We start from the raw sequence: 26,466 nt of genomic DNA, 5'->3' as shown, positions 1-26,466 counted from the left end.
ATGAAGACCACGACGACAGCGGCGACGGACCACAGCGGCGACGTCCGCCTGTCCGGCATAGCCAAGACCTACGGCTCCTTCACCGCCGTGCACCCGCTCGACCTGACCGTGCCGCAGGGCTCCTTCTTCGCCCTGCTCGGCGCCTCCGGCTGCGGCAAGACCACCACCCTGCGTATGATCGCCGGCCTGGAGGAGCCCACCGGCGGCACCGTCCACCTCGGCGACCAGGACGTCACCGCGCTGCCGCCCTACAAGCGGCCGGTCAACACGGTGTTCCAGTCCTACGCCCTCTTCCCGCATCTGGACATCTTCGAGAACGTCGCCTTCGGTCTGCGCCGGCGCGGCGTCAAGAGCGTGAAGAAGCAGGTCGGCGAGATGCTCGACCTGGTCCAGCTCGGCGAGCAGGCCCGCAAGAAGCCGCACCAGCTCTCCGGCGGCCAGCAGCAGCGCGTCGCCGTGGCCCGCGCGCTGATCAACCACCCCAAGGTGCTGCTCCTGGACGAGCCGCTCGGCGCCCTCGACCTCAAGCTGCGCCGCCAGATGCAGCTGGAGCTCAAGCGCATCCAGACCGAGGTCGGCATCACCTTCGTGCACGTCACGCACGACCAGGAGGAGGCCATGACCATGGCCGACCAGGTCGCCGTGATGAACGCGGGCCGCGTGGAGCAGCTCGGCGCCCCCGCCGACCTGTACGAGAACCCGCGCACCACCTTCGTCGCCAACTTCCTCGGCAGCTCCAACCTGATCGAGGCCGAGGTCGCCGCGGTGGACGGCGACGACGTGGTGGTGAAGGCGGCCGGTGAGAAGCTGCTGCTGCCCGGCACCCGATGTTCGGCGCCGACCCCCGCCGGCGGCAAGGTCCTGGTCGGCGTGCGCCCCGAGAAGATCGGCCTCACCCACGCCGACGACGCCGGCTCCATTCCGGACGGCCGCAACCGCGTCACCGGCCGCATCGCGCACACCAGTTTCATCGGCGTCTCCACGCAGTACGTCGTGGACTGCCCGGCCTGCCCCGAGTTCGAGGTCTACGCCCAGAACATCGACCGGGACTCCCGCCTGGTGCCCGGCGCCGAGGTCGTCCTGCACTGGAACCCGGCGCACACCTTCGGGCTCGACGCCGATCAGGCCATCGACGCCGGCCTGGCCGAGGGCGAGGCCGCCTGATGGCCACGCTCACCGAGGCGCCGCCGCCGCTCTCCCCGGCCGCGCCCGAGCAGAAGCCGCGCCGCAAACGGGGCCGGTTCACGCCGTACTGGCTGCTGCTGCCCGGCATCCTCTGGCTGGTCGTCTTCTTCGCGCTGCCGATGATCTACCAGGCCTCCACCTCCGTGCAGACGGGCTCCCTGGAGGAGGGCTACAAGGTCACCTGGCACCTCGCCACCTACTGGGACGCGCTGGACGCGTACTGGCCGCAGTTCCTGCGCTCGGTGGCCTACGCGGCGGCGGCGACCGTGCTCTGCCTGGTCCTCGGCTACCCGCTCGCCTACCTCATCGCCTTCCGGGCGGGCCGCTGGCGCAACCTGATCATGATCCTGGTGATCGCGCCCTTCTTCACCAGCTTCCTGATCCGCACCCTGGCCTGGAAGACGATCCTGGCCGACGGCGGCCCGGTCGTCGGTGCCCTGAACACGCTGCACGTCCTGGACGTCACGAGCTGGCTCGGCTGGACCTCGGGCGACCGCGTCCTCGCCACGCCGCTCGCGGTGGTGTGCGGGCTGACCTACAACTTCCTGCCCTTCATGATCCTGCCGCTCTACACCTCCCTGGAGCGGATCGACGGGCGGCTGCACGAGGCGGCCGGCGACCTGTACGCCCGGCCCGTGACCACCTTCCGCAAGGTGACCTTCCCGCTGTCGATGCCCGGCGTGGTCTCCGGCACCCTGCTGACCTTCATCCCGGCCACCGGCGACTACGTCAACGCCTCGCTGCTCGGCTCGGCCGACACCGGAATGATCGGCAACGTCATCCAGTCGCAGTTCCTGCGCGTCCTGGACTATCCGACGGCCGCCGCGCTCTCCTTCATCCTGATGGCCGCCATTCTCGCCATGGTCACCGTCTACATCCGCAAGTCCGGCACGGAGGATCTGGTCTGATGGCCTTCGTCACCTGGTTCAAGCGCAATCTGGTCGTCCTTGCGGGCCTGCTCACGCTGGCCTATCTGCTGCTGCCCAATGTGATCGTCACGGTCTTCTCCTTCAACAAGCCGAAAGGCCGCTTCAATTACGAGTGGCAGCACTTCTCGGCGGACGCCTGGAAAGACCCCTGCGGGGTCGCGGGACTGTGCGGCTCGCTCTCGCTGAGCCTCCAGATCGCCGTCCTGGCCACCCTCGGCGCCACCGTCCTCGGCACCCTGATCGCCTTCGCGCTGGTCCGCTACCGCTTCCGGGCCCGGGGCGCGGTCAACTCGCTGATCTTCCTGCCGATGGCGATGCCCGAGGTGGTGATGGCCGCCTCGCTGCTCACCCTGTTCCTGAACATGGGCGCCCAGCTGGGCTTCTGGACCATCCTCATCGCCCACATCATGTTCTGCCTGAGCTTCGTCGTGACCGCCGTCAAGGCGCGCGTCATGTCGATGGACCCGAGACTGGAGCAGGCCGCGCAGGACCTCTACGCCGGCCCCTTCCAGACCTTCTACCGGGTCACCCTGCCCATCGCGGCACCCGGAATCGCCGCGGGCGCGCTGCTCGCCTTCGCGCTCTCCTTCGACGATTTCATCATCACCAATTTCAACGCGGGCTCCACCGTGACCTTCCCCATGTTCGTCTGGGGCTCGGCACAGCGCGGAACGCCCGTTCAGATCAATGTCATCGGTACGGCCATGTTCCTCATCGCCGTATTGTTCGTACTGGCCTCCATGGCCCTCGGCAATCGCCGGAACCGCACCAAGGCGTGAATTCACGCCCCGTAAGGAGTTGAAATCATGGCCGCTAGCGCCATGAGCCGCGTCGCCGACTGGACGACATCCCTCTCCGACGCCCAGCCCGTCCCGTACTGGCTCGACGACCCCCAGCGCCCCCGCCCCGAGCCCGCCCTCACCGGCGACGAGAGCTGCGACCTGCTGGTCGTCGGCGGCGGCTACAGCGGTCTGTGGACCGCGCTGATCGCCAAGGAGCGCGACCCCGGGCGGGACGTCGTCCTCCTGGAGGGCCGCGAGGTCGGCTGGGCCGCCTCGGGCCGCAACGGCGGCTTCTGCGCCGCCTCCCTCACCCACGGCCTCTCCAACGGCCTGACCCGCTGGCCGGACGAGATCGCCAAGCTGGAGGAGCTGGGCGCGCGCAACCTCGACGCCATCGAGGCCGCCGTCGAGCGGCACGGCCTGGACTGCGAGTTCGAGCGCACCGGCGAGATCGACGTGGCGACCGAGCCGTACCAGGCCGAGGAGCTGGCCGAGTGGTACGCGGAGCTGGAGCGCCGGGGCCTGGCCGACGGCGTCGAGCTGCTCGACGGCGACGCGGTGCGCGCGCAGGTCGACTCACCGACCTTCCGGGCGGGCCTGTGGGACCGCCGGGGCGTGGCCATGGTCAACCCGGCCAAGCTGGCCTGGGGCCTGAAGCGGGCCTGCCTCGCGCTGGGCGTGCGGGTGTACGAGCACACCCCGGCGGTCGACCTGGTCCGCAGCGGGCCGGGCATGGCCGTGCGCACGCCGTACGGGCGGGTTCGCGCGCGGCATGTCGCCCTGGGCACGAACATCTTCCCCAACCTGGTCAAGCGGGTCCGGTCCTACACCGTGCCGGTGTACGACTACGCCCTGATGACCGAGCCGCTCAGTCCCGCGCAGCTGGCGTCCATCGGCTGGCAGAACCGGCAGGGGCTCGGCGACTCGGCCAACCAGTTCCACTACTTCCGGCTGTCCGCCGACAACCGGATCCTGTGGGGCGGCTACGACGCGATCTACCCCTACGGCGGGCGGGTGCGCGCCGAGTACGACGACCGGCCGGAGACCTACGCCAAGCTCGCCGGGCACTTCTTCACCTGCTTCCCGCAGCTGGAGGGCCTGCGCTTCTCCCACGCGTGGGGCGGCGCGATCGACACGTGCTCCCGCTTCTCGGCCTTCTTCGGCACGGCCCACCAGGGGCGGGTCTCCTACGCCGCCGGGTACACGGGCCTCGGCGTGGGGGCGACGCGGTTCGGCGCCGAGGTGATGCTGGACCTGCTCTCCGGCGAGCGCACGGAGCGGACCGAGCTGGAGATGGTGCGCAAGAAGCCGCTGCCGTTCCCGCCCGAGCCGTTCGCCTGGACGGGGATCGCCCTCACCAAATGGTCGCTGGCCCGGGCGGACGAGCGGGGCGGGCGGCGCAATCTGTGGCTGCGGGCGATGGACCGGGTCGGGCTGGGCTTCGACAGCTAGTGAAGAAGGCGTCGATACCCGCGTAATGCTGCCCGGGTGACCTCCCTCTCCCTCGTGACGCACCCCGCGTCCACGACCGAGAGGGAGGTCTCTTCATGCCTGGTGCGCAGACGGCGGTCCGCTGGCTGGCATCCGTCGCACCGGATCCCGGGGCGTGCGTGCGCGCGTGGGAGCGCGATCCGCACGGGGTGGCGCTGCTGCCCGCGGGGCGGGCCTGGGACGTGCTGATCCTGCCGAGCCGGCTCGGCTATCCGACCCTCGACGTGCTCTCCCGCGTCCTGGACCAGCCGGGGCCGGTGCTGGTCGACTTCGGGGACGCCCGCACGGGGTTCTTCGTTCCGCCGGGTACGGCCGGCCGCTGGCTCGGTACGGGTATCCGCACGGCGGGTGAGGGCACGTGGATCGTGGTCCCGTACCCGGGCCGACCGTCCCCGTCCGGCATCCGCTGGCTGATCCCGCCGGACGGCACGGGTACGTTGACCGACCCGTCGCTGCTGGAGCTGTCTATGCACGAGGCTGCGGCCGGCTTGGCGGGGGAGGGGTGGAATGGCTGAGCGCCGTCCCCGGGTGCGGGTGCATCGTGGCTGGTCGCGCAGTTCCCCGCGCCCCTAGGGCATGCAGTCCCGCCCGCCCGAGCTGCGGGCAGTCGTGCCGCTGGGGCGGCACGGGTGGGCGCGGCGGCACCCCGCTGCGCCGGGCTGCGTCAACGTCGGTGACCATGACGCCGGGTCACCCATTGGACGCCGAGGAGTAGGAGGGCGCCCAGGCACCAGCTGGCCAGCACGTCCAGGGGCCAGTGGTAGCCGCGCCGGACCAGCCCGTAGGAGACGGCGAGGATCAGTAGGCCGGCGACGGTCACTACGCACCGGCGGGCGGCCGGCCGACGCAGCAGGGGGAGCAGCAGCAGCGCCGCCACCCCGTAGGCCACCAGCGCCGTGGCCGTGTGCCCCGACGGGAAGTACCCCGTGCCCGGCGGCACCGCCGGCGTGCCGGGGCGCTCCGTCCAGGACTTCAGCGGCACGACCACGACCGGCACCAGCGCCATCGCCAGCGCACCCACCAGCGGCGCCCGCCACCCCCGCCCCCGCCAGGCCACGTATGCCAGCACAAGGACCAGCACCGGCACCGCCACCCCCGCGTTGCCCAGGTCGGACAGCAGCTCCGAGAACCGGTCGGGATGGACCAGCGCCCGGCTCACCCGTTCGTCCGCCCCGACCAGCGGCCCCCCGGCCACGACCTGCCAGGTGATCAGCGCGAAGAGCGCGAGGAGGAGGACGGGACCGAGCAGCAGCGGCATGACGCACAGCTTCGCAAACACACCGAAGGGCCGACGCAAGGGGGGGAGTGCGTCGGCCCTTCGGTGAAGCGCGACCGGAAGCCGCGCACCCCGGGGGGTGTGGGGCGTACGACCGTCCGGTCAGTGTGTGCGCGAAGCACGACCAGGTCGAAGCCGGGGAAGCCTCGGCTCTGCTGCGTAGAAGCTACGGCAGGGGAGGGGCGGAGGACAGGGCCACCGGCGTCCTGCCATCCACCCCGCACACCTTCTTCACACGTCAGACCCGCGCGAACCCCTGCTCGATGATGTCGAGGCCCTCGTTCAGCAGGTCCTCGCCGATCACCAGCGGCGGCAGGAAGCGCAGCACGTTGCCGTAGGTGCCGCAGGTCAGCACCAGCAGCCCCTCCGCGTGGCACGCCTTGGCCAACGCGGCCGTCGCCTCGGGGTGGGGCTCCTTGGTGGCGCGGTCCTTGACCAGCTCCACGGCGATCATCGCGCCGCGACCCCGGACGTCGCCGATGATGTCGAACTTCTCGGCCATCGCCGCGAGCCGGCCCTTCATGACCTCCTCGATGCGCTTGGCCCTGCCGTTGAGGTCCAGCTCCCGCATCGTCTCGATGGCGCCGAGCGCGCCCGCGCAGGCCACCGGGTTGCCGCCGTAGGTGCCGCCCAGGCCGCCGGAGTGCGCGGCGTCCATGATCTCGGCGCGGCCGGTCACGGCGGCCAGCGGCAGACCGCCGGCGATGCCCTTGGCGGTGGTGATCAGGTCCGGGACGATGCCCTCGTCCTCGCAGGCGAACCACTGGCCGGTGCGGCAGAAGCCGGACTGGATCTCGTCGGCGACGAAGACGATGCCGTTGTCCTCGGCGAACTTGCTGATCGCGGGCAGGAAGCCCTTGGCCGGCTCGATGAAGCCGCCCTCGCCGAGCACCGGCTCGATGATGATCGCGGCCACGTTCTCCGCGCCGACCTGCTTGCTGATCTGGTCGATCGCCTGGGCGGCGGCCTCCGGGCCGGCGTTCTCCGGACCGGTCGGCCAGCGGTAGCCGTAGGCCACCGGCACCCGGTAGACCTCGGGCGCGAACGGACCGAAGCCGTGCTTGTACGGCATGTTCTTCGCGGTCAGCGCCATCGTCAGGTTGGTCCGGCCGTGGTAGCCGTGGTCGAAGACGACGACCGCCTGCCGCTTGGTGTACGCGCGGGCGATCTTGACGGCGTTCTCGACGGCCTCCGCACCGCTGTTGAACAGCGCCGACTTCTTGGCGTGGTCGCCCGGCGTCAGCTCGGCGAGCGCCTCGGCGACGGCCACGTACCCCTCGTAGGGCGTGACCATGAAACAGGTGTGGGTGAAGTCGGCGAGCTGCGCGGAGGCCCGGCGTACGACCGCCTCGGCGGAGGCGCCGACGGAGGTCACGGCGATGCCGGAGCCGAAGTCGATCAGGCGGTTGCCGTCGACGTCCTCGATGATGCCGCCGCCCGCGCGCGTGGTGAAGACGGGCAGGACGGAGCCCACGCCCTGCGCGACCACGGCGGTCCGGCGGGCCTGCAGCTCCTGCGACTTGGGTCCGGGGATGGCGGTGACGACGCGGCGCTCCTGCGGAAGTGCGCTCATGGGGGGCTCCTGGAGGGTCATGCGGACATGTGCGTTCTGTGCGTTCTTTTCTCGCAGGCTAGGACCGCCCGCGCGGGGTGGGCATGCTCCATGTGGGCGTTGTCCGCGCCGCCCATTGTCCGTGGTGGACAGGTGCCGGCGGTCGGGGCATTACGGACACGTCCGCGCGGGCCCGGCCGCGTAAGCGGTGGACTCCCCCCGACGGGGCGTTAGATTGGCTCGCTGATGGCGGACGGAGCGGCTGCTCAGGGGGCACACGCGATGGACAGCGACGGGAACCGCGGTGACGGGCACCTCGACGCGCGGGGCACGCACGCGCATCCCGTACCCCGCCCGGCGGGACCTCCGGCGATCCCCTCGACGCCCCCGCGCCCGGCCCGGGCGCCCGGCGTCCCGCCCCTCCCGGACGGCGCGGACTTCCTGGCCTGGCTGCGCACCCCGCGCCCCGAGGCGCTGCCCGGCGTGTGGCGCTTCGGGCATCGGCCGCGCCCGGCGGAGGAGCCCGAGCGGATCCCCGGCCGCCAGCTGCTGAGCGGGGCGCTGATCGCCTTCCTCATCGGCTGGCTGATCTGGTCGCTGCTGTGGAACGGCTACCTCGGCGGCTGGTGGCTGCTCCCGCTCTACGCGATGATCCCCGACTCCTGGGTCCAGCCGCACAGCATCGGCGCGGTCGTGGTCGTCTACGCCTACTACGCGCTGACCGCCGCCGTCATCATGGTCGCCGTCGGCCGCCTCGGCCGCTGGGGTGAGATCTGGCGCCGCTACGGCCCGCCCGCCTGGCGCCCGCAGAGCGCCCCGGCGGTGCGTCCCCCGGCCCCCGAGGAGGACCCCGCCGCCTGGCCCGCCCTGCGCGCCGCCGGTGCCGCCGAGGCCGCCGACCGGCTCGCCGCCGACGCGCGCACCGGCATGATGCGGGACGTCGACCACGCCCGCATCGCCCGCGCCTGGCAGGGCGTCCGCAACGGCCGGCACAGCCTCGCCACCTTCACCGGCGCCGTCATGGACGCCGGCGCCGCCGCCTGTCCGCACCCCTCCGGCACCCGCGACCTGCCCGCCCGGCAGGCCCGGCACGACCTGCTCACCCACCAGGTGCGGCTCGGCACCACCGCCGACGACGTCCGCAACCCCTACGTCTACCGCGGCACCGGCCTCGCCCTCGGCCCCGACCTGCTCGGCACCTCGCTGCTCGCCGTCGGCCCGGCCGGCTCCGGCAAGACCGGCGGCCTGGTCCGCCCGCTCACCGAGGCCCTGTGCCTCCAGGCGCTGGCCGGCCGCGCCGCCGTCGTGGTGGTCGGCGCGGCGGGCGCCGGCATCGGCCCCGCCGAGGCGTACGACGTCGTCGTCCGCATCGGCCACCCCGACTCCGTCTACGACCTCGACCTGTACGGCGGCACCACCGACCCCGACGAGGCCGCCGCCGTCCTCGCCGAGGCCCTGGCCGGCGACCTCGCCGACCCGCACCCGGGCAGCGACAGCCGGCGCTCCACCACCGTCCTCGCCCAGCTGCTCGGCCCGTACCGCGCGGTGCACGGCCGCTTCCCCGGCGTACCCGAGCTGCGGCAGCTGCTCGACGGGGCGCCCGGGCCGCTGGCCGAGCTGCGCCGGGGCCTGGAGGCGGCCGGGCACGCCTCCCTGCTGCGCGAACTGGACGCCCGCGAGCGGCAGCTCGGCCATCCCGGGGACGTCGCCGGGGTGCTGGCCGACCGGGTGGCGCTGCTCGACCGGCCCGCCTTCGCCGCCTTCTTCGACACCTCCGGGCAGTCCCGGCCCTTCTCCCTCAAGGCCCTCGACCACCCGGTGCGGGTCCGTATCGACCTGCCCGAGCGCGGCCACGCGGACGCCTCGCGGATCCTGGCCCGCCTGGTGCTCGCCCAGTTCACGGCCAGCGTCGCGGTGCGCGAGGACCGGTCGCTCTTCGCCTGCCTGGTGCTCGACGACGCGAGCGGCGTCGTCACCCCCGAGGCGGTCCGCTCGATCCAGCGGCTGCGCTCCTCGGGCGCCGGCGCGGTGCTCACCCTGCGCACCCTGGACGACGCGCCGCGTCCCCTGCGCGGCCCGCTGCTCGGCGCCGTCGGCTGCCGGATGGCGCTGGCCGGGCTGACCCCCTGGGACGGGCAGGACTTCGCCGAGGTGTGGGGCAAGGAGTGGACCGAGGCCCGCGACGTCACCGACCGGCAGATCATCGCCGAGACCCCGGCCGGCAAGGCCGTGCACATGCTGCGCCGGGTGATCACCGGCAAGGCGCCCACCGCGCGGGCGGTCACCGTCCGGCAGGTCGAGCGGGAGCGCTGGTCGGCCTCCGAGCTGGCGCACGCGATGCCGGCCGGGCACGCGGTGCTCTCGCTGACCTCGGTCTCGGGGGAGCACGCGCCGCCGCTCCTGGTGGACCTGCGGGGCTGAGCCGGGCCGGGGGCGGGGGACCGTACGGTGAGGCAGAATCGAGGCAGGCCGTTCATACGCGGCGGCCAAAAGATCACCGCAAGCTGCGGGTAACAAGCAGCAGCCTCGAACCCCGCTCTGAAGGGCCCATGCCACCCACGCTCGCCTCGCTCGTCCACCACTCCGCGCTCAAGCTGACCGTGCGCGCGGGCGAGGACCGCCTCGACGTGCCCGTCCGCTGGGCGCACGTCAGCGAGCTGGCCGACCCCGTGCCCTACATGGAGGGCGGGGAGCTGCTGCTGGTCACCGCCCTCAAGCTGGACGCCGAGGACCCCGAGGCGATGCACCGGTACGTCAAGCGGCTGGCCGGCGCCGGGGTGGTCGGGCTCGGCTTCGCGGTCGGCGTCAACTACGAGGCCGTGCCCGACGCCCTGGTCGACGCCGCCCGCGCCGAGGGGCTGCCGCTCCTGGAGGTGCCGCGCCGCACCCCCTTCCTCGCCATCAGCAAGGCCGTCTCCGCAGCCATCGCCGCCGACCAGTACCGGGCGGTCACCGCCGGGTTCGCCGCCCAGCGCGAGCTGACCCGGCAGGCGCTGAGCCACGGCCCCGAGGGCGTGCTGGCCGCGCTGGCCGCGCAGGTCGACGGGTGGGCGGCGCTCTACGACGCCTCGGGCGCGGTCGTCGCCGCCGCGCCGGAGTGGGCAGGGCGCCGGGCCGCCCGACTGACCGCCGACGTGGAGCGGCTGCGCGAACGCCCCGCACCGGCGTCCGCCGTGGTCGGCGGGCCGGCGCAGCCCGAGGGCGGCGGCCGGGACACCGACCGGGTCGAGCTGCACTCCATCGGCACCACCCGCCGCCCCCGCGCCGCGCTCGCCGTCGGCACCGCGGGGGCGCCCGGCACCGCCGAGCGGTACGCGGTCCACTCGGCGGTCGCCCTGCTCACCCTCACCACCGAGCGCTCCCGCTCCCTGCACGCCGCCGAGCAGCGCCTCGGCGCGGCCGTCCTGCGCATGCTCCTGGCCGGCGAGCCCGACCACGCCCGCGCGGTCGCCGGTGACCTGTACGGGGGGCTCCTCGACGCCCCGTTCCGGATGATCGTCGCCGAGGCGCCGGCCGGGCGCGGCGCCGGCCCGCTCGGCACCCTGGGCGAGGTCGTCGAGGCGGCGGCCGCCCGGGCCGGCGAGGCGGTCCTGGCCGTCCCCGACGGCGACCGCCTGGTCGTCCTGGCCACCGACGGCGGCGCGGCTGTCGCCGCCTGCCTGGCGCACGCGGCGGCGCTGGAGGGCGGCCCGGCCGACACCGGCGGCGGGGACGGCGAGGGGCTGACCGTCGGGCTGTCGGCGCCGTCCGGGCCGATCGCCGCGTCCGCCGCGTACAAGCAGGCCGAACAGGCCCTCTCGGTGGCCCGGCGGCGCGGCCGGGTCTGCGTGGAGCACGAGCAGCTGGCGGCCGGCTCGGTGCTGCCGCTGCTCGCCGACGACGCCGTGCGCGCCTTCGCCGACGGCCTGCTGCGGGCGCTGCGCGAGCACGACGCCACCGGCCGCGGCGACCTGGTCGCCTCCCTGCGGGCCTGGCTCTCCCGGCACGGCCAGTGGGACGCCGCGGCGGCCGACCTCGGCGTCCACCGCCACACCCTGCGCTACCGGATGCGCCGGGTCGAGGAGATCCTCGGCCGCTCCCTGGACGACGCGGACGTCCGCATGGAGCTGTGGCTGGCCCTGAAGGCGACGGCTCCGGACAGCTGAACCGGCGTATGCCATTCCGGCACACTCCGCCCGCCGTTCCGTACGGCTCGGACAAACGACCCCTCGCCGCCCGGCCCCTACGGTGGTCCCAGCACGCCTCCAGACACCCCCAACGCGGAAGGGCCGGGACCTCGCAATGACTTCCACCCACGCCTTCTGGCTCGCCGGCCGCCAGGCCACCGGCGAGGCCGGCTTCGACGTCACCTCGCCCTGGGACGGCCGCGTGGTCGGCACGGTGAGCCTGCCCACCGACGCCCAGACCGAGGAGGCCGTGGCCGCCGCGTACGCGGTGCGCGACGAGTTCGCCGCCACCCCCGCCCACGTACGGGCCGCCGCCCTCGACCACGTCGGCAAGCGCCTGGTGGAGCGGACCGAGGAGATCGCCCGGCTGATCTCCGCCGAGAACGGCAAGCCGATCAAGTGGGCGCGCGGCGAGGTCGGCCGCGCCGTCTCCGTCTTCCGCTTCGCGGCCGAGGAGGCCAGGCGCTTCAACGGCGGCGAGGCCCAGCGCCTGGACACCGACGCCGGCGGCCAGGGCCGGCTCGCGCTGACCCGCCGCTTCCCCAAGGGCGTCGTCCTCGGGATCGCGCCGTTCAACTTCCCGCTGAACCTGTGCGCGCACAAGATCGCCCCGGCCATCGCCGCCGGCGCCCCGATCATCCTCAAGCCGGCCCCCGCCACCCCGCTGTCCGGGCTGATCCTGGGCGAGCTGCTCGCCGAGACCGAGCTGCCCGCCGGGTCCTGGAGCGTGCTGCCGGTGCCCAACGACCGCATGCCGGCCCTGGTCCAGGACGAGCGGCTGCCGGTCATCTCCTTCACCGGCTCCGAGACCGTCGGCTACGCGATCATGGACTCGGTGCCGCGCAAGCACTGCACCCTGGAGCTGGGCGGCAACGGCGCGGCCGTCGTCCTCGGCGACTGGGCGAGCGACGCCGACCTGGACTGGGCGGCGACCCGCATCGCCACCTTCTCCAACTACCAGGGCGGCCAGTCCTGCATCTCCGTCCAGCGCGTGATCGCCGACGCCGCCGTCTACGACCGGCTGCTGCCGCGCGTCGTCGCCGCCGTCGAGGCCCAGGTCACCGGCGACCCGAACGACGACAAGACCGACGTGGGACCGCTGGTCAGCGAGGCCGCCGCCGAGCGCGTCGAGCGCTGGGTCAAGGAGGCCGTCGAGGCGGGCGCCACCCTGCTCACCGGCGGCGAGCGCGACGGCGCCTCCTACGCGCCGACCGTCCTCACCGACCTGCCGGCCGACACCACCCTGGCCTGCGAGGAGGTCTTCGGACCCGTCCTCAGCGTGCAGAAGGTGACCGGCGAGGACGAGGCGTTCGCCGCCGTCAACGCCTCCAAGTACGGCCTCCAGGCGGGCGTGTTCACCCACGACGTGCAGGCCGCATTCCGCGCCCACCGCGCCCTGGAGGTCGGCGGCGTGATCGTCGGCGACGTGCCCTCCTACCGCGCCGACCAGATGCCGTACGGCGGCGCCAAGCAGTCCGGCGTCGGCCGCGAGGGCGTCCGGTTCGCCATGGACGACTACACCTACGAGCGGGTGCTGGTCCTGACGGGCCTCGCCCTCTGACCGCACCGAAGGATCCGGCGGCCTGAGCCCACTGTGCGGGGGCTCAGGCCGCCGGTGCGTTTCCCCGCAGCGGCGGGTACGACGGGTGGCGGGGCGGTCGCGGATCGGGTACATACGATCGAGTAGCACCTACAGGTAACACGTAGCCCTTGCACGCAACCGTGACCCCGATCGCTCGGCGAGGTGCCCCATGTCCGCACCAACCACACCGTCCTCCACACCCTCCGCCCGGTCCACCGTCACCGAACGCGAGGCCCGGCAGGTCGCGGAGGCCGCCCGGGAGCAGGACTGGCGCAAGCCCAGCTTCGCCAAGGAACTGTTCCTCGGCCGGCTCCGCCTCGACCTGGTCCACCCCCACCCGCTGCCCGCCGCCGATGACGCCCGGCGCGGCGAGGAGTTCCTCACCAAGCTGCGCGACTTCTGCGAGACGAAGATCGACGCGGCGGTGATCGAGCGGGACGCGCAGATCCCCGACGACGTGGTCACCGGCCTGAAGGAGCTGGGCGCCTTCGGGATGAAGATCGAGACGAAGTACGGCGGTCTCGGCCTCACCCAGGTCTACTACAACAAGGCCCTCGCCCTGGTCGGCTCCGCCAGCCCCGCGATCGGCGCGCTGCTCTCCGCGCACCAGTCGATCGGCGTACCGCAGCCGCTGAAGATGTTCGGCACCCAGGAGCAGAAGGACACCTTCCTGCCGCGCTGCGCCCGCACCGACATCTCCGCCTTCCTGCTCACCGAGCCGGACGTCGGCTCCGACCCGGCCCGCCTCGCCACCACCGCCGTCCCGGACGGCGACGACTACGTGCTGGACGGCGTGAAGCTGTGGACCACCAACGGCGTCGTCGCCGACCTGCTGGTGGTGATGGCCCGGGTGCCGAAGTCGGAGGGCCACAAGGGCGGCATCACCGCCTTCGTCGTGGAGGCCGCCTCCGAGGGCGTCACGGTGGAGCACCGCAACGCCTTCATGGGCCTGCGCGGCCTGGAGAACGGCGTCACCCGCTTCCACCGGGTGCGCGTACCCGCCGCCAACCGCATCGGCCCCGAGGGCGCCGGCCTCAAGATCGCCCTGACCACCCTCAACACCGGCCGCCTCTCGCTGCCCGCGATGTGCGTCGGCGCCGGCAAGTGGTGCCTGAAGATCGCCCGGGAGTGGTCGGCGGCCCGCGAGCAGTGGGGCAAGCCGGTCGCGCTGCACGAGGCGGTCGGCTCGAAGATCGCCTTCATCGCGGCCACCACCTTCGCCCTGGAGGCGGTGGTGGACCTCTCCTCCCAGCTGGCCGACGAGGACCGCAACGACATCCGCATCGAGGCCGCCCTCGCCAAGCTCTACGGCTCGGAGATGGCCTGCCTGATGGCCGACGAACTGGTCCAGATCCGCGGCGGACGCGGCTTCGAGACGGCGGCCTCCCTCGCGGCCCGCGGCGAACGCGCCGTGCCGGCCGAGCAGATGCTGCGCGACCTGCGCATCAACCGCATCTTCGAGGGCTCCACCGAGATCATGCACCTGCTGATCGCACGCGAGGCCGTCGACGCCCACCTCTCCGTCGCAGGCGACCTCATCGACCCCGACAAGACCCTGGCCGACAAGGCGAAGGCGGGCGCCCAGGCGGGCGTCTTCTACGCCAAGTGGCTGCCCAAGCTGGTCGCGGGACCCGGCCAACTCCCCGGCTCCTTCGCCGAGTTCCACCCCGCCGGGCACACCGACCTCTCCGGCCACCTGCGCTACGCCGAGCGCGCCGCCCGCAAGCTCGCCCGCTCCACCTTCTACGCCATGTCCCGCTGGCAGGGCCGCATGGAGACCAAGCAGGGCTTCCTCGGCCGGATCGTGGACATCGGCGCGGAGCTGTTCGCGATGAGCGCCGCCTGCGTCCGCGCCGAGCACCTGCGCGGCGCCGGCGACCACGGCCGCGAGGCGTACCAGCTCGCCGACGCCTTCTGCCGGCAGGCCCGCATCCGGGTGGACGAGCTGTTCGCGCGCCTGTGGACCAACACCGACGACCTCGACCGCAAGGTCGTCCACGGCGTCCTGGGCGGCGTCTACACCTGGCTGGAGGAGGGCGTCGTCGACCCCTCGGGCGAGGGCCCCTGGATCGCCGACGCGACACCCGGTCCGTCCGAGCGGGAGAACGTCCGCCGGCCCGTCCGATGACCCCGGCCGCACCTCCCGCCGTACCCCGGGAGGTGCGGCGACACCCTGGTACGGGACGCCCTGTCCGGCCGGACCGCGGTTGTGGCGACAATGGGGGGATGAGCGACAGCCCAGCACCCCTCGCCGACCCGCACCTCGTCCACGACCCGGTCGCGGGTGACGGTCCGAAGGACGTGGTGATCCTCGGCTCCACCGGCTCGGTCGGCACCCAGGCCATCGACCTCGTCCTGCGCCACCCGGACCGCTTCCGGGTCACCGCCCTGTCCGCCAACGGCGGCCGGGTCGCCCTCCTCGCCGAGCAGGCGTACCGGCTGCGGGTGCGCACCGTCGCCGTCGCCCGCGAGGACGTCGTCCCGGCGCTGCGCGAGGCGCTGGCCGGGCAGTACGGCGCGGGGGAGGAGCTGCCCGAGATCCTGGCCGGCCCCGACGCGGCCTCCCAGGCCGCCGCCTCCGACTGCCACACCGTCCTCAACGGCATCACCGGCTCCATCGGCCTCGCCCCGACCCTCGCCGCCCTGGAGGCGGGCCGCACCCTCGCGCTCGCCAACAAGGAATCGCTCATCGTGGGCGGCCCGCTGGTCAAGGCGCTCGCCAAGCCGGGGCAGATCATCCCGGTCGACTCCGAGCACGCCGCCCTCTTCCAGGCCCTCGCAGCCGGCACCCGCGCCGACGTGCGCAAGCTGGTCGTCACCGCGTCCGGCGGCCCCTTCCGCGGCCGCACCCGCGAGCAGCTGGCCGGCGTCACCGTCGAGGACGCCCTCGCCCACCCCACCTGGGCGATGGGCCCGGTGATCACGATCAACTCCGCGACGCTCGTCAACAAGGGCCTGGAGGTCATCGAGGCGCACCTCCTCTACGACATCCCCTTCGACCGCATCGAGGTCGTCGTCCACCCCCAGTCGTACGTCCACTCGATGGTCGAGTTCACCGACGGCTCCACCCTGGCCCAGTGCACGCCCCCCGACATGGCCGGTCCCATCGCCGTCGGCCTCGGCTGGCCGGAGCGCGTCCCGGACGCCGCCCCCGCCTTCGACTGGAGCACCGCCTCCACCTGGGAGTTCTTCCCGCTGGACAACGAGGCGTTCCCCGCCGTCGCCCTCGCCCGGCACGTCGGGCAGCTCGGCGGCACCGCCCCGGCGGTGTTCAACGCCGCCAACGAGGAGTGCGTCGAGGCGTTCCGCGCCGGCCGGCTGCCGTACCTGGGCATCATGGAGACCGTCAGTCGGGTGGTCGAGGAACACGGCACGCCGACGGCGGGAACTTCCCTCACCGTCCCGGACGTCCTCGAAGCGGAGACCTGGGCCCGCGCCCGGGCCCGGCACCTGGCGGCACAGACGGCGGAGGCCCGTGCATGACGACCCTGATGTTCATCCTCGGCATAGTCGTCTTCGCGGTCGGCCTGCTCATCTCCATCGCCTGGCACGAGCTGGGCCACCTCTCCACGGCCAAACTCTTCGGCATCCGCGTGCCGCAGTACATGGTCGGCTTCGGACCGACGATCTTCTCGCGCAAGAAGGGCGAGACGGAGTACGGCGTCAAGGCCATCCCGTTCGGCGGCTACATCCGCATGATCGGCATGTTCCCGCCCGGCCCCGACGGCCGCCTGGAGGCCCGCTCCACCTCGCCCTGGCGCGGCATGATCGAGGACGCCCGCTCGGCGGCCTTCGAGGAGCTCCAGCCCGGCGACGACAAGCGCCTCTTCTACACGCGCAAGCCCTGGAAGCGCGTCATCGTCATGTTCGCCGGCCCCTTCATGAACCTGATCCTGGCGGTGGCGCTCTTCCTCACCGTCCTGATGGGCTTCGGCATCGCCCAGCAGACCACCACCGTCAGCTCGGTCTCCAAGTGCGTCATCTCGCAGAGCGAGAACCGCGACGACTGCCGCAAGGGCGACGCCCCCTCCCCGGCCGCGGCGGCCGGCCTCAAGGCGGGCGACAAGATCCTCTCCTTCGACGGCGTCCGCACCGACGACTGGGACCGCCTCTCCGACCTGATCCGCGCCAAGCCCGGCGCCGAGGTGCCGATCGTCGTCCAGCGCGACGGCGGCCAGGTCACCCTGCATGCGAAGATCGCCACCAACCAGGTCGCCAAGAAGGACTCCCACGGCCAGATCGTCCAGGGCCAGTACGTCAGCGCCGGCTTCCTCGGCTTCGGCGCCGCCACCGGCGTGGTCAAGCAGGACTTCGGCGAGTCGGTGACCTGGATGGGCGACCGCATCGGCGACGCGGTCGACTCCCTCGCCGCCCTGCCCGGCAAGATCCCCGCCCTGTGGGACGCCGCCTTCGGCGACGGCCCCCGCGAGCCCGACTCCCCGATGGGCGTGGTCGGCGCCGCCCGGGTCGGCGGCGAGATCACCACCCTGGACATACCGCCCACCCAGCAGCTGGCCATGTTCGTCATGCTGATCGCCGGCTTCAACCTCTCCCTGTTCCTGTTCAACATGCTCCCGCTGCTGCCCCTGGACGGCGGCCACATCGCGGGCGCCCTCTGGGAGTCGCTGCGCCGCGCCTTCGCCCGGGTGCTGCGCCGCCCGGACCCCGGCCCGTTCGACGTGGCGAAGCTGATGCCGGTGGCGTACGTGGTGGCGGGCGTCTTCGTCTGCTTCACGCTGCTCGTCCTGGTGGCGGACGTGGTGAACCCGGTGAAGATCACCTGAGGACGCGTCGGCGGCGACCGAAGGAGGGAACCGCCGAACGCCGGATGTCCCGCGTTCATGTCCGTGCCGTAATCTCGAACCCCGGAGCCCGCCGCTGAACGGGGCCGGATCTGATCCACGACTTGGGGTTGCACAGCAGATGACTGCGATTTCTCTCGGCATGCCGTCCGTTCCGACCAGGCTCGCCGAGCGCCGGAAGAGCCGGCAGATCCAGGTCGGGGCGGTGGCGGTGGGCGGTGACGCCCCGGTGTCGGTGCAGTCGATGACGACGACGCGGACCTCGGACATCGGCGCGACGCTCCAGCAGATCGCGGAGCTGACGGCGTCGGGCTGCCAGATCGTGCGGGTGGCGTGCCCGACGCAGGACGACGCGGACGCCCTCGCGGTGATCGCGAAGAAGTCGCAGATCCCGGTGATCGCGGACATCCACTTCCAGCCGAAGTACGTGTTCGCGGCGATCGAGGCGGGCTGTGCGGCGGTGCGGGTGAACCCGGGCAACATCAAGCAGTTCGACGACAAGGTCAGGGAGATCGCGAAGGCGGCGAAGGACCACGGCACGCCGATCCGGATCGGCGTGAACGCGGGCTCCCTGGACCGCAGGCTGCTCCAGAAGTACGGCAAGGCCACCCCCGAGGCCCTGGCGGAGTCGGCGCTGTGGGAGGCGTCGCTCTTCGAGGAGCACGACTTCCGGGACATCAAGATCTCGGTGAAGCACAACGACCCGGTCGTGATGGTGGAGGCCTACCGCCAGCTGGCCGCCCAGTGCGACTACCCCCTCCACCTCGGCGTGACGGAGGCGGGCCCGGCGTTCCAGGGCACGATCAAGTCGGCCGTCGCCTTCGGCGCGCTGCTCTCGCAGGGCATCGGCGACACGATCCGGGTGTCCCTGTCGGCGCCGCCGGTGGAGGAGGTGAAGGTCGGCATCCAGATCCTGGAGTCGCTGAACCTGCGCCAGCGGGGTCTGGAGATCGTCTCCTGCCCGTCCTGCGGCCGTGCCCAGGTGGATGTGTACAAGCTGGCCGAGGAGGTCACGGCGGGCCTGACGGGCATGGAGGTGCCGCTGCGGGTCGCGGTGATGGGCTGCGTCGTCAACGGCCCCGGCGAGGCCCGCGAGGCCGACCTCGGCGTCGCCTCCGGCAACGGCAAGGGCCAGATCTTCGTCAAGGGCGAGGTCATCAAGACGGTCCCGGAGTCGAAGATCGTCGAGACCCTCATCGACGAGGCCATGAAGCTCGCCGAGCAGATGGAGGCCGACGGCGTCGCCTCCGGCGAGCCCTCGGTGGCGGTCGCGGGCTGACCCCTTCCCGGGGGGCGGCGGGCCAGGTTTCTGGCAGGTACAGTGCGGAGATCAGCAGATCTTAGGGTGAGGCCCCGCACGTGTTGACGCAGACCACCTCCCGCGTGCTCGAACCGAGCGATGTGGGCGCCGCGCTCGCCGTCCTCGACCGCGAGCCGGTCGCCAACGCCTTCGTGACGGCCCGGGTGCAGATCGCCGGCCTCGACCCGTGGCGGCTCGGCGGCGAGATGTGGGGCTGGTACGAGGACGGCATGCTGACGTCGCTCTGCTACGCCGGTGCCAACCTCGTCCCGATCTGCGCCACTCCGCGCGCCGTGCGCGCCTTCGCGGACCGCGCGCGGCGGGCGGGGCGGCGCTGCTCCTCCATCGTCGGCCCGGCCGACCCCACGGCCCAGCTGTGGCGGCTCCTCGAACCCGGCTGGGGGCCGGCCCGCGAGGTCCGCGGCCGGCAGCCGCTGATGGTCACCGACCGGATGCCCGCCGACGTCGAGCCGGACCCGTACGTCCGGCGCGTCCGCAAGGACGAGCTGGAGCGGGTGATGCCGGCGTGCGTGGCGATGTTCACGGAGGAGGTGGGGGTGTCCCCGCTGGCCGGGGACGGCGGCCTGCTCTACCAGGCCCGGGTGGCCGAACTCGTCGGCTCCGGGCGCTCCTTCGCCCGCTTCGACCCCGAGGGCAAGGTCATCTTCAAGGCGGAGATCGGGGCGGCGACGGACCGGGCGTGCCAGGTCCAGGGCGTGTGGGTGGCGCCGGAACACCGGGGCCGCGGTCTCGCCGCCCCCGGCATGGCAGCGGTCCTCCGCTACGCCCTCGCGGACGTCGCCCCCGTCGTCAGCCTCTACGTCAACGACTTCAACACCCTGGCCCGCCGCACGTACCACCGCGTGGGCTTCCGGGAGACGGGCACCTTCATGAGCGTCCTGTTCTGACGCCGACGTGACTGTATGCCCTTAGGGGCGCGGGGAACTGCGCGACCAGCCACGACGCACCCGCACCCGGCATCGTTGCGCAACCCGGCACTTCGGGGGGCGTGGCGCAGCCCGGCGCTGCGGGGTGCCTCCCCCAAGCTCTTCGAGCAGGGGGGACCCCCAGCGCCCACCCGTGCCGCCCCAGCGGCACGACTGCCCGCAGCGGCGGCCGGCGGCCACGGCGTACCCGCGGCCGGGGTGTACGCGCAACCCCCCGCTCGCCCGGCACCGACAACGACTAGGCTCCAGCGCATGGATCTCGAGATCGGCCCCCTGGACCTCTCCGCCCACGTGGACGAGGCCCTGGCCGTGCAGGCGGCCGCGTTCGGGCTCGGGGCCGACGAGGTCGCCGTACGCCGCCAGATCGTGCTCCGGCACATGACCCACCCAGGCGCGCGCGCCCTCGGCGCCACCCTGCCGACCGGCGAACTGGCCGGCTTCGTCTACGGCATGCCCAACGACCGCACCCACTGGTGGTCCACCGTCGTAGAGCCCTACCTCCGCGCCCAGGACAACGACGCCTGGCTGGACGACTCCTTCGTCATCACGGAGCTGCACGTCCACCCCGACCACCAGCACCAGGGCGCCGGCCGCACGCTGATCACCACGATCACCGAGACCGCCACCGAGCCCCGCTCCATCCTCTCCGCGATCGACATCGAGAGCCCCGCCCGCGCCCTCTACCGCTCCCTCGGCTACCAGGACCTCGCCCGCCGCGTGCTGTTCCCGAGCGCCCCGCGCCCCTACGCCGTCATGGGCGCCCCCCTCCCCCTTAAGGATTTCCGCCGCGCCCGACCCCCCGGCTAACCTCCTAGCCATCACCCTCACGCAGCACGCCGCAGGAGACACGAGAACCATGGCCAACGCACCGGTCCAGCGCATGTCCCAGTTGATGGCGAAGACGCTGCGCGACGACCCGGCGGACGCCGAGGTCCTCAGCCACAAGCTGCTGGTCCGCGCCGGGTACGTGCGCCGCACCGCCGCCGGCCTGTGGAGCTGGCTGCCGCTCGGCCGCAGGGTCCTCGGCAACATCGAGCGCATCGTCCGCGAGGAGATGGACGCCATCGGCGCCCAGGAGGTCCTGCTCCCCGCCCTGCTGCCGCGCGAGCCGTACGAGGCGACCGGCCGCTGGGAGGAGTACGGCCCGGAGCTGTTCCGCCTCCAGGACCGCAAGGGCGGCGACTACCTGCTCGGCCCGACCCACGAGGAGATCTTCACCCTCCTGGTGAAGGACCAGGCGTCCTCCTACAAGGACCTGCCGGTCATCCTCTACCAGATCCAGCACAAGTACCGCGACGAGGCCCGCCCCCGCGCCGGCATCCTGCGCGGCCGCGAGTTCCTGATGAAGGACTCGTACTCCTTCGACGTCGCCGACGAGGGCCTCGCCGAGTCCTACGCCCTGCACCGCGCCGCCTACCAGCGCGTCTTCGAGCGCCTCGGCCTCGACTACCGCATCTGCGCCGCCACCGCCGGCGCGATGGGCGGCTCCCGCTCGGAGGAGTTCCTCGCCCCGGCCGGCGCCGGCGAGGACACCTTCGCGGACTGCCCGAACTGCGACTTCGCCGCCAACACCGAGGCGACGACGTACCCCCTGAAGCCGGTCGACGCCACCGACGCGCCCGCCGCCGAGGAGATCCCGACCCCCGACACCCCGACCATCGAGACGCTGGCCGCCTCCCTGGGCGTCCCGGCCTCGGCCACCCTGAAGAACCTCCTCGTGAAGGTGGACGGCGAGATCGTCGCGGTCGGCGTCCCCGGGGACCGCGAGGTCGACATGGACAAGGTCGAGGCGCACTTCGCCCCGGCCGCCGTCGAGCTGGTCACCGCCGAGGACTTCACCGGCCGCCCCGACCTGGTCCGCGGCTACGTCGGCCCGCAGGGCCTGGACAAGGTGACGTACATCGCCGACCCCCGCGTCGCCCCCGGCACCGCGTGGATCACCGGCGCCAACAAGGAGCACACGCACGCGAAGAACGTGGTCGCCGGCCGCGACTTCGAGGTGGACGCGTACGTCGACGTCGCCGTCGTCGAGGAGGGCGACCCCTGCCCGAAGTGCGGCACCGGCCTCAAGCTGGACCGCGCCATCGAGATCGGCCACATCTTCCAGCTGGGCCGCAAGTACACCGACGCCCTCAAGCTGGACGTCCTCGGCCAGAACGGCAAGCCGGCCCGCGTCACCATGGGCTCCTACGGCATCGGCGTCTCCCGCGCGGTGGCCGCCCTCGCCGAGCAGCACGCCGACGACAAGGGCCTGGTGTGGCCGAAGGAGGTCGCCCCCGCCGACGTCCACGTGGTCGCCGCCGGCAAGGCCCTCCAGACCGAGCTGGCCCTCGACCTCTCGGAGAAGCTGGCCGCGGCCGGCGTCCGCGTCCTGGTGGACGACCGGGCCGGCGTCTCCCCGGGCGTGAAGTTCACCGACGCCGAGCTGATCGGCGTGCCGCAGATCCTGGTCGCGGGCCGCCGCTCCGCCGAGGGCGTGGTCGAGCTGAAGGACCGCCGCACCGGCGAGCGCGAGGAAGTGACGGTCGAGGAGGCCCTGGCCCGCCTGACGGCCTGACCCGACACCGAGAGAGGCCCCGCCGACACCGGCGGGGCCTCTCCATGTCCTGACGCACCGGCGCTACAGCCACCCCGCGAACTCCAGCAGCAGCTCCGCGTCCCGCTCCCGCCCGACCCGCCGCGCCCGCGCCCCCGACTCCACCGCCCGGAACAGCGTCCAGCCGCGCAGCCGCTCCTGGTCCACCTCCAGGGACTCCGCGAGCCGCTTCACCCGCCGCCGGGTCGTGGACGGCCCGGACGGCTGCGCGATGAGGTCCTCCACCCGGTCCCGCACAAGGCGGGCCAGGTCGAAGGCGGTCTCGCCGACCACCGGGTCGGGGCCGACGGCCAGCCACGGCATCCGGTCCCCGGCGAGCACCTTGCTCTGCCGGAACGTCCCGTGCAGCAGCCGCCGCTCCGGCGGATCGGCCAGCAGCTCCTCCCGGGCCGCCAGCGCCGCCTCCACCAGCGGTACGAGGTCCGAACCGGCCCCGGCCGTCGCCCGCATGGCCTCGGCCTGCCGCCCCGTCCGCTCCGCCACCGTCTCGAAGCCGTGCCCGGAGGGCGGCTCGACCCACAGCCGCCGCAGCGTCCCCGCCGCCTCCAGCAGCGCCTTCGACTCCGGCAGCGACCGCACCGACACGTCCGGATGCAGCCGCTCCAGGAGCAGTACGCCCTCGTCGGAACCGGAACCGGAACCGGAACCGGAACCGGCGTCCGCGTCCAGCAGCTGCACCGCTCCCCGCCCGCCCCAGTGCGCCAGCGCCGCCCGCTCGGCGGCCGGCCGGGCCCGGCGCGGGGCCAGCTTCAGCACCGCGGGCGCCCCGTCCGCCCCGCGCACCAGGACGACCAGGCTGCTGCGTCCGCCCGGCACCTGCACCCGCTCGACGGTCGACTCGCACAGCTCCACGGCCTGCCGCGCCGCCTCGGGCAGCTTCTCCAGCCAGTCGTCACCCTCGGGTGCCGTCTCACCGAGCGCCCTGACCAGACGCCCCGGCGGTTCGAAAGCCATGCGCGAGCCGTTCCCTTCTCCCGTGCGGACGTGCCGTACGCCTTACGCCGTCGGTGACCCCGAAGCCGGTGCCGAGGCCGTCGGGGCGTCGGCGGCCCGCTCGGCGAGACCAGGGAAGGCTACGCTGCCGCCCCGCCACCGCACTGCCCGGACCGCCGCCTCCCGCAGCGCGCCCGCCGCCAGGGCCCGCCGCTCGCCGCCGGCCGCCCGCACCAGATCGGAGTAGACCCCGGCCACCCGGTCCTCCAGCTCCGCCGCGAGGCGCACCGCGGCGGCAGCGTCCGGGACCGCGAAGGGCAGCGCGTACCCGGCCGCCGAGGCGACCGGCCGCCCGCCCAGGCCGCGCACCTCGCGGGCCAGCGCGTCGCGCCGCGCCCGGTGCGCGTCGTAGGCCGTGCGGGCCTCGGTGCGCCGGGCCTCGCCGATCCGGCCGCCGACCACCCCGTAGCCGTAGACCGCGGCGTGCTCGGCCGCCAGCGCCGCCTGCAGAGCACCCAGCTCCCTCTTCGTCTCCGCGTCGCTCACCCCTGGCCACCCTCCGTCAGCAGGTACACGTGCGCCGCACCGGCCGCCGCGACGGACGCCAGCAGCCGGGCCAGCTCGCCCGGCGCCTCCCGCAGCGCGGCCGTCCGCCGGTCGGCCAGCTCCCGCTCGGCGCCCGCGAGCAGGGCGAGGGCCTCGCGCTCGGTCGGCGGCACCGCTTCGGCGCTCTTCCCGGGCCCGGCGGCCCGCGCCGTGCCGGTGGGGGAGGGGGAGGGGGCGGCCGGTCCGAACGCCTGGGCGTGCCGGAGGACCTCCGCGCGCAGCGGATCGAGGCGTGCCCCCAGCGCGGGATGCGCGCTCAGCACCGCCGCGTACCGCCCGGCGAGCGTCCGGCTGTCCTGTGCCGCACGCGCGCGCAGCCGCTGCTCGGCCGACGGCCCGTCCTGGCTCCCGCCCCCGTCCCCGTCGCCGGTGCAGCCGGCCAGCAGGGCGGCGCCGGCCGTCCCGGCGGCCGAGGCGAGCAGGCTCCTTCTGCGCGGCCGACGGGGCGGGCGCGGTGATGCGGGCAACGACACGGCAGACGTCCTCGGCGGGCTCGTGGAGAAGGCGGCGCAAAGCAACGGGCGGGCGGCGGCGCGGGGCAGCGCGGAAGAGCGGGGAAAGCGGCGCGGCGCAACCCGTGATCACCGTACCCGGGCCCGTCCCCGGCACCACTCGGCGGCACCCGGCCGCCCCGGGGAAGCCCCCGGGTGGACGGCAACACCCCCCGCGACCGGATACCCTTTGACCAGACACGCGCACCGTCCCACAACAGCACACGCGGCCGAGGAGTCACCCGGATGAGCACCACCCACAGCGAGAGGCTGCGAGAGCTGCTGGAGCCGCTGGTCGGCTCCCAGGGTCTGGATCTGGAAGAGATCGCGGTGGACTCCGTGGGGCGCAAGAAGGTGCTGCGGGTGGTCGTGGACTCCGACACCGGCGCCGACCTCGACCGCATCGCCGATGTGAGCCGCGCGCTCTCGGCGAAGCTGGACGAGACCGACGCGATGGGCGACGGCGAGTACACCCTCGAGGTGGGCACCCCGGGCGCCGAGCGCTCCCTCACCGAGCACCGCCACTACGTGCGGGCCACCGACCGGCTGGTGCGCTTCCAGCTCCACGACGGCGGCGAACTGACCGCCCGCATCCTCGGCGTGGACGAGGACGGACTCGACCTCGAGGTCCCCGGCGTGAAGGGCCGCAAGGCCACCGCCCGCAGACTCGCCTTCGCCGACATCGACAAGGCACGGGTCCAGGTCGAGTTCAACCGCAAGAGCAATGACGAGCAGAACATGACGGAAGAAGAGGAGGCGTAGCCGTGGACATCGACATGAGCGCCCTGCGGGGCCTGGTGCGGGAGAAGGAGATCTCCTTCGACCTGCTGGTCGAGGCGATCGAGTCGGCCCTCCTCATCGCCTACCACCGCACCGAGGGAAGCCGCCGCCGCGCGCGCGTGCGGCTCGACCGGAACACCGGCCACGTGACCGTGTGGGCGAAGGAGGAGGCGGACGAACTCGAGGAGGGCCAGGAGGCCCAGGAGTTCGACGACACCCCGTCCGACTTCGGCCGGATCGCCGCCACCACCGCCAAGCAGGTCATCCTGCAGCGGCTGCGCGACGCCGAGGACGACGCGACGCTCGGCGAGTACGCGGGCCGTGAGGGCGACATCGTCACCGGCGTGGTCCAGCAGGGCCGCGACCCGAAGAACGTGCTGGTCGACATCGGCAAGCTGGAGGCCATCCTGCCCGTGCAGGAGCAGGTGCCCGGCGAGACCTACGCGCACGGCCTGCGGCTGCGCAGCTACGTCGTCCGGGTCGCCAAGGGCGTGCGCGGCCCGTCCGTGACGCTCTCCCGCACCCACCCCAACCTGGTGAAGAAGCTCTTCGCCCTGGAGGTGCCCGAGATCGCCGACGGGTCCGTGGAGATCTCCGCGATCGCCCGCGAGGCCGGCCACCGCACGAAGATCGCCGTCCGCTCCACCCGTTCCGGTCTGAACGCCAAGGGCGCCTGCATCGGCCCCATGGGCGGCCGGGTGCGCAATGTGATGGGCGAGCTGAACGGCGAGAAGATCGACATCGTCGACTGGTCGGACGACCCGGCGGAGATGGTCGCCAACGCGCTCTCCCCGGCCCGCGTCTCCAAGGTCGAGGTCGTCGACCTGGCGGCCCGCTCGGCCCGGGTCATCGTGCCCGACTACCAGCTGTCGCTGGCGATCGGCAAGGAGGGCCAGAACGCCCGCCTCGCCGCCCGCCTCACCGGCTGGCGGATCGACATCCGGCCCGACACCGAGACCCCGGAGACCGGGGACGGCGGGGATCGGGACGGGGCCGGCCGGGACCGGGACGGGGAATAGACCCCGGCCGCCGTTGGCTGAGATCGCGA

Annotated in this window: 22 protein-coding genes; 17 read left to right on the top strand and 5 right to left on the bottom strand. The window is 73.3% G+C overall.

What is annotated here, in order from left to right; all coding sequences use genetic code 11:
• The 5 genes from ACGFZL_RS18915 to ACGFZL_RS18895 all read left to right on the top strand — a co-directional run bounded on the left by ACGFZL_RS18915 (position 1) and on the right by ACGFZL_RS18895 (position 4,902).
• Entirely contained in the window at positions 1-1,164 is a 1,164-nt protein-coding gene (locus ACGFZL_RS18915; RefSeq protein ID WP_393693333.1) for an ABC transporter ATP-binding protein, read from the top strand.
• Positions 1,164-2,093: an ABC transporter permease gene (locus tag ACGFZL_RS18910; RefSeq protein WP_393693030.1), complete on the top strand. Its 930-nt coding sequence runs from the start codon at positions 1,164-1,166 to the stop codon at positions 2,091-2,093. The genes ACGFZL_RS18915 and ACGFZL_RS18910 overlap by 1 nt, the downstream gene beginning before the upstream one ends.
• Positions 2,093-2,893 carry an ABC transporter permease gene (locus tag ACGFZL_RS18905; protein WP_355175160.1) on the top strand — a complete coding sequence of 267 codons (801 nt, stop codon included), beginning with the start codon at positions 2,093-2,095 and terminating at the stop codon, positions 2,891-2,893. The genes ACGFZL_RS18910 and ACGFZL_RS18905 overlap by 1 nt, the downstream gene beginning before the upstream one ends.
• 27 nt (positions 2,894-2,920) lie before the next feature.
• Positions 2,921-4,348: an NAD(P)/FAD-dependent oxidoreductase gene (locus tag ACGFZL_RS18900; protein ID WP_393693027.1), complete on the top strand. Its 1,428-nt coding sequence runs from the start codon at positions 2,921-2,923 to the stop codon at positions 4,346-4,348.
• A 95-nt stretch (positions 4,349-4,443) separates the two neighbouring features.
• On the top strand, positions 4,444-4,902 hold the full coding sequence (locus ACGFZL_RS18895; protein WP_393693025.1) for a hypothetical protein: 459 nt from the start codon (positions 4,444-4,446) through the stop codon (positions 4,900-4,902).
• A gap of 149 nt (positions 4,903-5,051) precedes the next feature.
• On the opposite strand, the gene ACGFZL_RS18890 is transcribed toward ACGFZL_RS18895, so the two are convergent.
• Together ACGFZL_RS18890 and gabT are read right to left on the bottom strand one after the other, a co-directional pair.
• Complete coding sequence (locus ACGFZL_RS18890; protein WP_393693023.1) at positions 5,052-5,645, bottom strand: phosphatase PAP2 family protein; 594 nt, start codon at positions 5,643-5,645, stop codon at positions 5,052-5,054.
• Between the two features lie 256 nt (positions 5,646-5,901).
• Complete coding sequence (gene gabT, locus ACGFZL_RS18885) at positions 5,902-7,236, bottom strand: 4-aminobutyrate--2-oxoglutarate transaminase (RefSeq protein WP_393693021.1); 1,335 nt, start codon at positions 7,234-7,236, stop codon at positions 5,902-5,904.
• Positions 7,237-7,497: 261 nt separating this feature from the next.
• Here gabT and ACGFZL_RS18880 point away from each other — a divergent pair, with 261 nt between their 5' ends.
• From ACGFZL_RS18880 to ACGFZL_RS18835, 10 genes are all read left to right on the top strand, one after another.
• Positions 7,498-9,636, top strand: a complete 2,139-nt coding sequence (locus tag ACGFZL_RS18880; protein ID WP_393693019.1) for an ATP-binding protein — start codon at positions 7,498-7,500, stop codon at positions 9,634-9,636.
• A gap of 128 nt (positions 9,637-9,764) precedes the next feature.
• Entirely contained in the window at positions 9,765-11,360 is a 1,596-nt protein-coding gene (locus tag ACGFZL_RS18875) for a PucR family transcriptional regulator (RefSeq protein WP_393693017.1), read from the top strand.
• A gap of 136 nt (positions 11,361-11,496) precedes the next feature.
• Positions 11,497-12,942 (top strand): aldehyde dehydrogenase family protein, encoded by a 1,446-nt coding sequence (locus tag ACGFZL_RS18870; RefSeq protein ID WP_355175146.1) that lies wholly within the window; start codon positions 11,497-11,499, stop codon positions 12,940-12,942.
• Between the two features lie 190 nt (positions 12,943-13,132).
• On the top strand, positions 13,133-15,091 hold the full coding sequence (locus tag ACGFZL_RS18865; protein WP_393693015.1) for an acyl-CoA dehydrogenase family protein: 1,959 nt from the start codon (positions 13,133-13,135) through the stop codon (positions 15,089-15,091).
• 98 nt (positions 15,092-15,189) lie between these two features.
• On the top strand, positions 15,190-16,446 hold the full coding sequence (gene dxr / locus ACGFZL_RS18860; RefSeq protein WP_355175142.1) for a 1-deoxy-D-xylulose-5-phosphate reductoisomerase: 1,257 nt from the start codon (positions 15,190-15,192) through the stop codon (positions 16,444-16,446).
• Between the two features lie 8 nt (positions 16,447-16,454).
• A complete protein-coding gene (locus ACGFZL_RS18855; protein WP_355175339.1) occupies positions 16,455-17,747 on the top strand; it encodes a site-2 protease family protein in 1,293 nt (430 codons plus the stop codon).
• Between the two features lie 139 nt (positions 17,748-17,886).
• Complete coding sequence (ispG, locus tag ACGFZL_RS18850; protein WP_393693012.1) at positions 17,887-19,044, top strand: flavodoxin-dependent (E)-4-hydroxy-3-methylbut-2-enyl-diphosphate synthase; 1,158 nt, start codon at positions 17,887-17,889, stop codon at positions 19,042-19,044.
• Positions 19,045-19,124: 80 nt separating this feature from the next.
• Positions 19,125-19,973, top strand: a complete 849-nt coding sequence (locus ACGFZL_RS18845) for a GNAT family N-acetyltransferase (protein WP_355176595.1) — start codon at positions 19,125-19,127, stop codon at positions 19,971-19,973.
• 291 nt (positions 19,974-20,264) lie between these two features.
• Positions 20,265-20,819 (top strand): GNAT family N-acetyltransferase, encoded by a 555-nt coding sequence (locus ACGFZL_RS18840; RefSeq protein ID WP_393693009.1) that lies wholly within the window; start codon positions 20,265-20,267, stop codon positions 20,817-20,819.
• Positions 20,820-20,868: 49 nt separating this feature from the next.
• The gene (locus ACGFZL_RS18835; protein ID WP_393693007.1) at positions 20,869-22,569 is read left to right on the top strand and encodes a proline--tRNA ligase; all 1,701 of its coding nucleotides are present in this window, start codon (positions 20,869-20,871) and stop codon (positions 22,567-22,569) included.
• 63 nt (positions 22,570-22,632) lie between these two features.
• On the opposite strand, the gene ACGFZL_RS18830 is transcribed toward ACGFZL_RS18835, so the two are convergent.
• The 3 genes from ACGFZL_RS18830 to ACGFZL_RS18820 are packed head-to-tail and all read right to left on the bottom strand — an operon-like array spanning position 22,633 to position 24,620.
• Positions 22,633-23,562, bottom strand: coding sequence for an aminoglycoside phosphotransferase family protein (locus ACGFZL_RS18830; protein WP_393693004.1), 930 nt, complete (start codon positions 23,560-23,562; stop codon positions 22,633-22,635).
• Positions 23,563-23,604: 42 nt separating this feature from the next.
• Positions 23,605-24,087, bottom strand: a complete 483-nt coding sequence (locus ACGFZL_RS18825) for a ferritin-like domain-containing protein (protein ID WP_355176587.1) — start codon at positions 24,085-24,087, stop codon at positions 23,605-23,607.
• Positions 24,084-24,620, bottom strand: a complete 537-nt coding sequence (locus ACGFZL_RS18820; protein WP_393693002.1) for a hypothetical protein — start codon at positions 24,618-24,620, stop codon at positions 24,084-24,086. Before ACGFZL_RS18820 ends, ACGFZL_RS18825 begins: the two co-directional genes overlap by 4 nt.
• 264 nt (positions 24,621-24,884) lie before the next feature.
• Between ACGFZL_RS18820 and rimP the strand changes: the two genes are divergently transcribed.
• Entirely contained in the window at positions 24,885-25,400 is a 516-nt protein-coding gene (rimP, locus tag ACGFZL_RS18815) for a ribosome maturation factor RimP (protein WP_355176583.1), read from the top strand.
• A gap of 2 nt (positions 25,401-25,402) precedes the next feature.
• Entirely contained in the window at positions 25,403-26,437 is a 1,035-nt protein-coding gene (nusA, locus tag ACGFZL_RS18810) for a transcription termination factor NusA (RefSeq protein ID WP_393693000.1), read from the top strand.
• Positions 26,438-26,466: the final 29 nt, after the last annotated feature.

Source organism: Streptomyces sp. NPDC048182, assembly GCF_043202555.1.
GTDB lineage: Bacteria > Actinomycetota > Actinomycetes > Streptomycetales > Streptomycetaceae > Streptomyces.
Note: the sequence above shows the minus strand (reverse complement) of the source record. Positions and strands in the feature narration are given on the sequence as shown.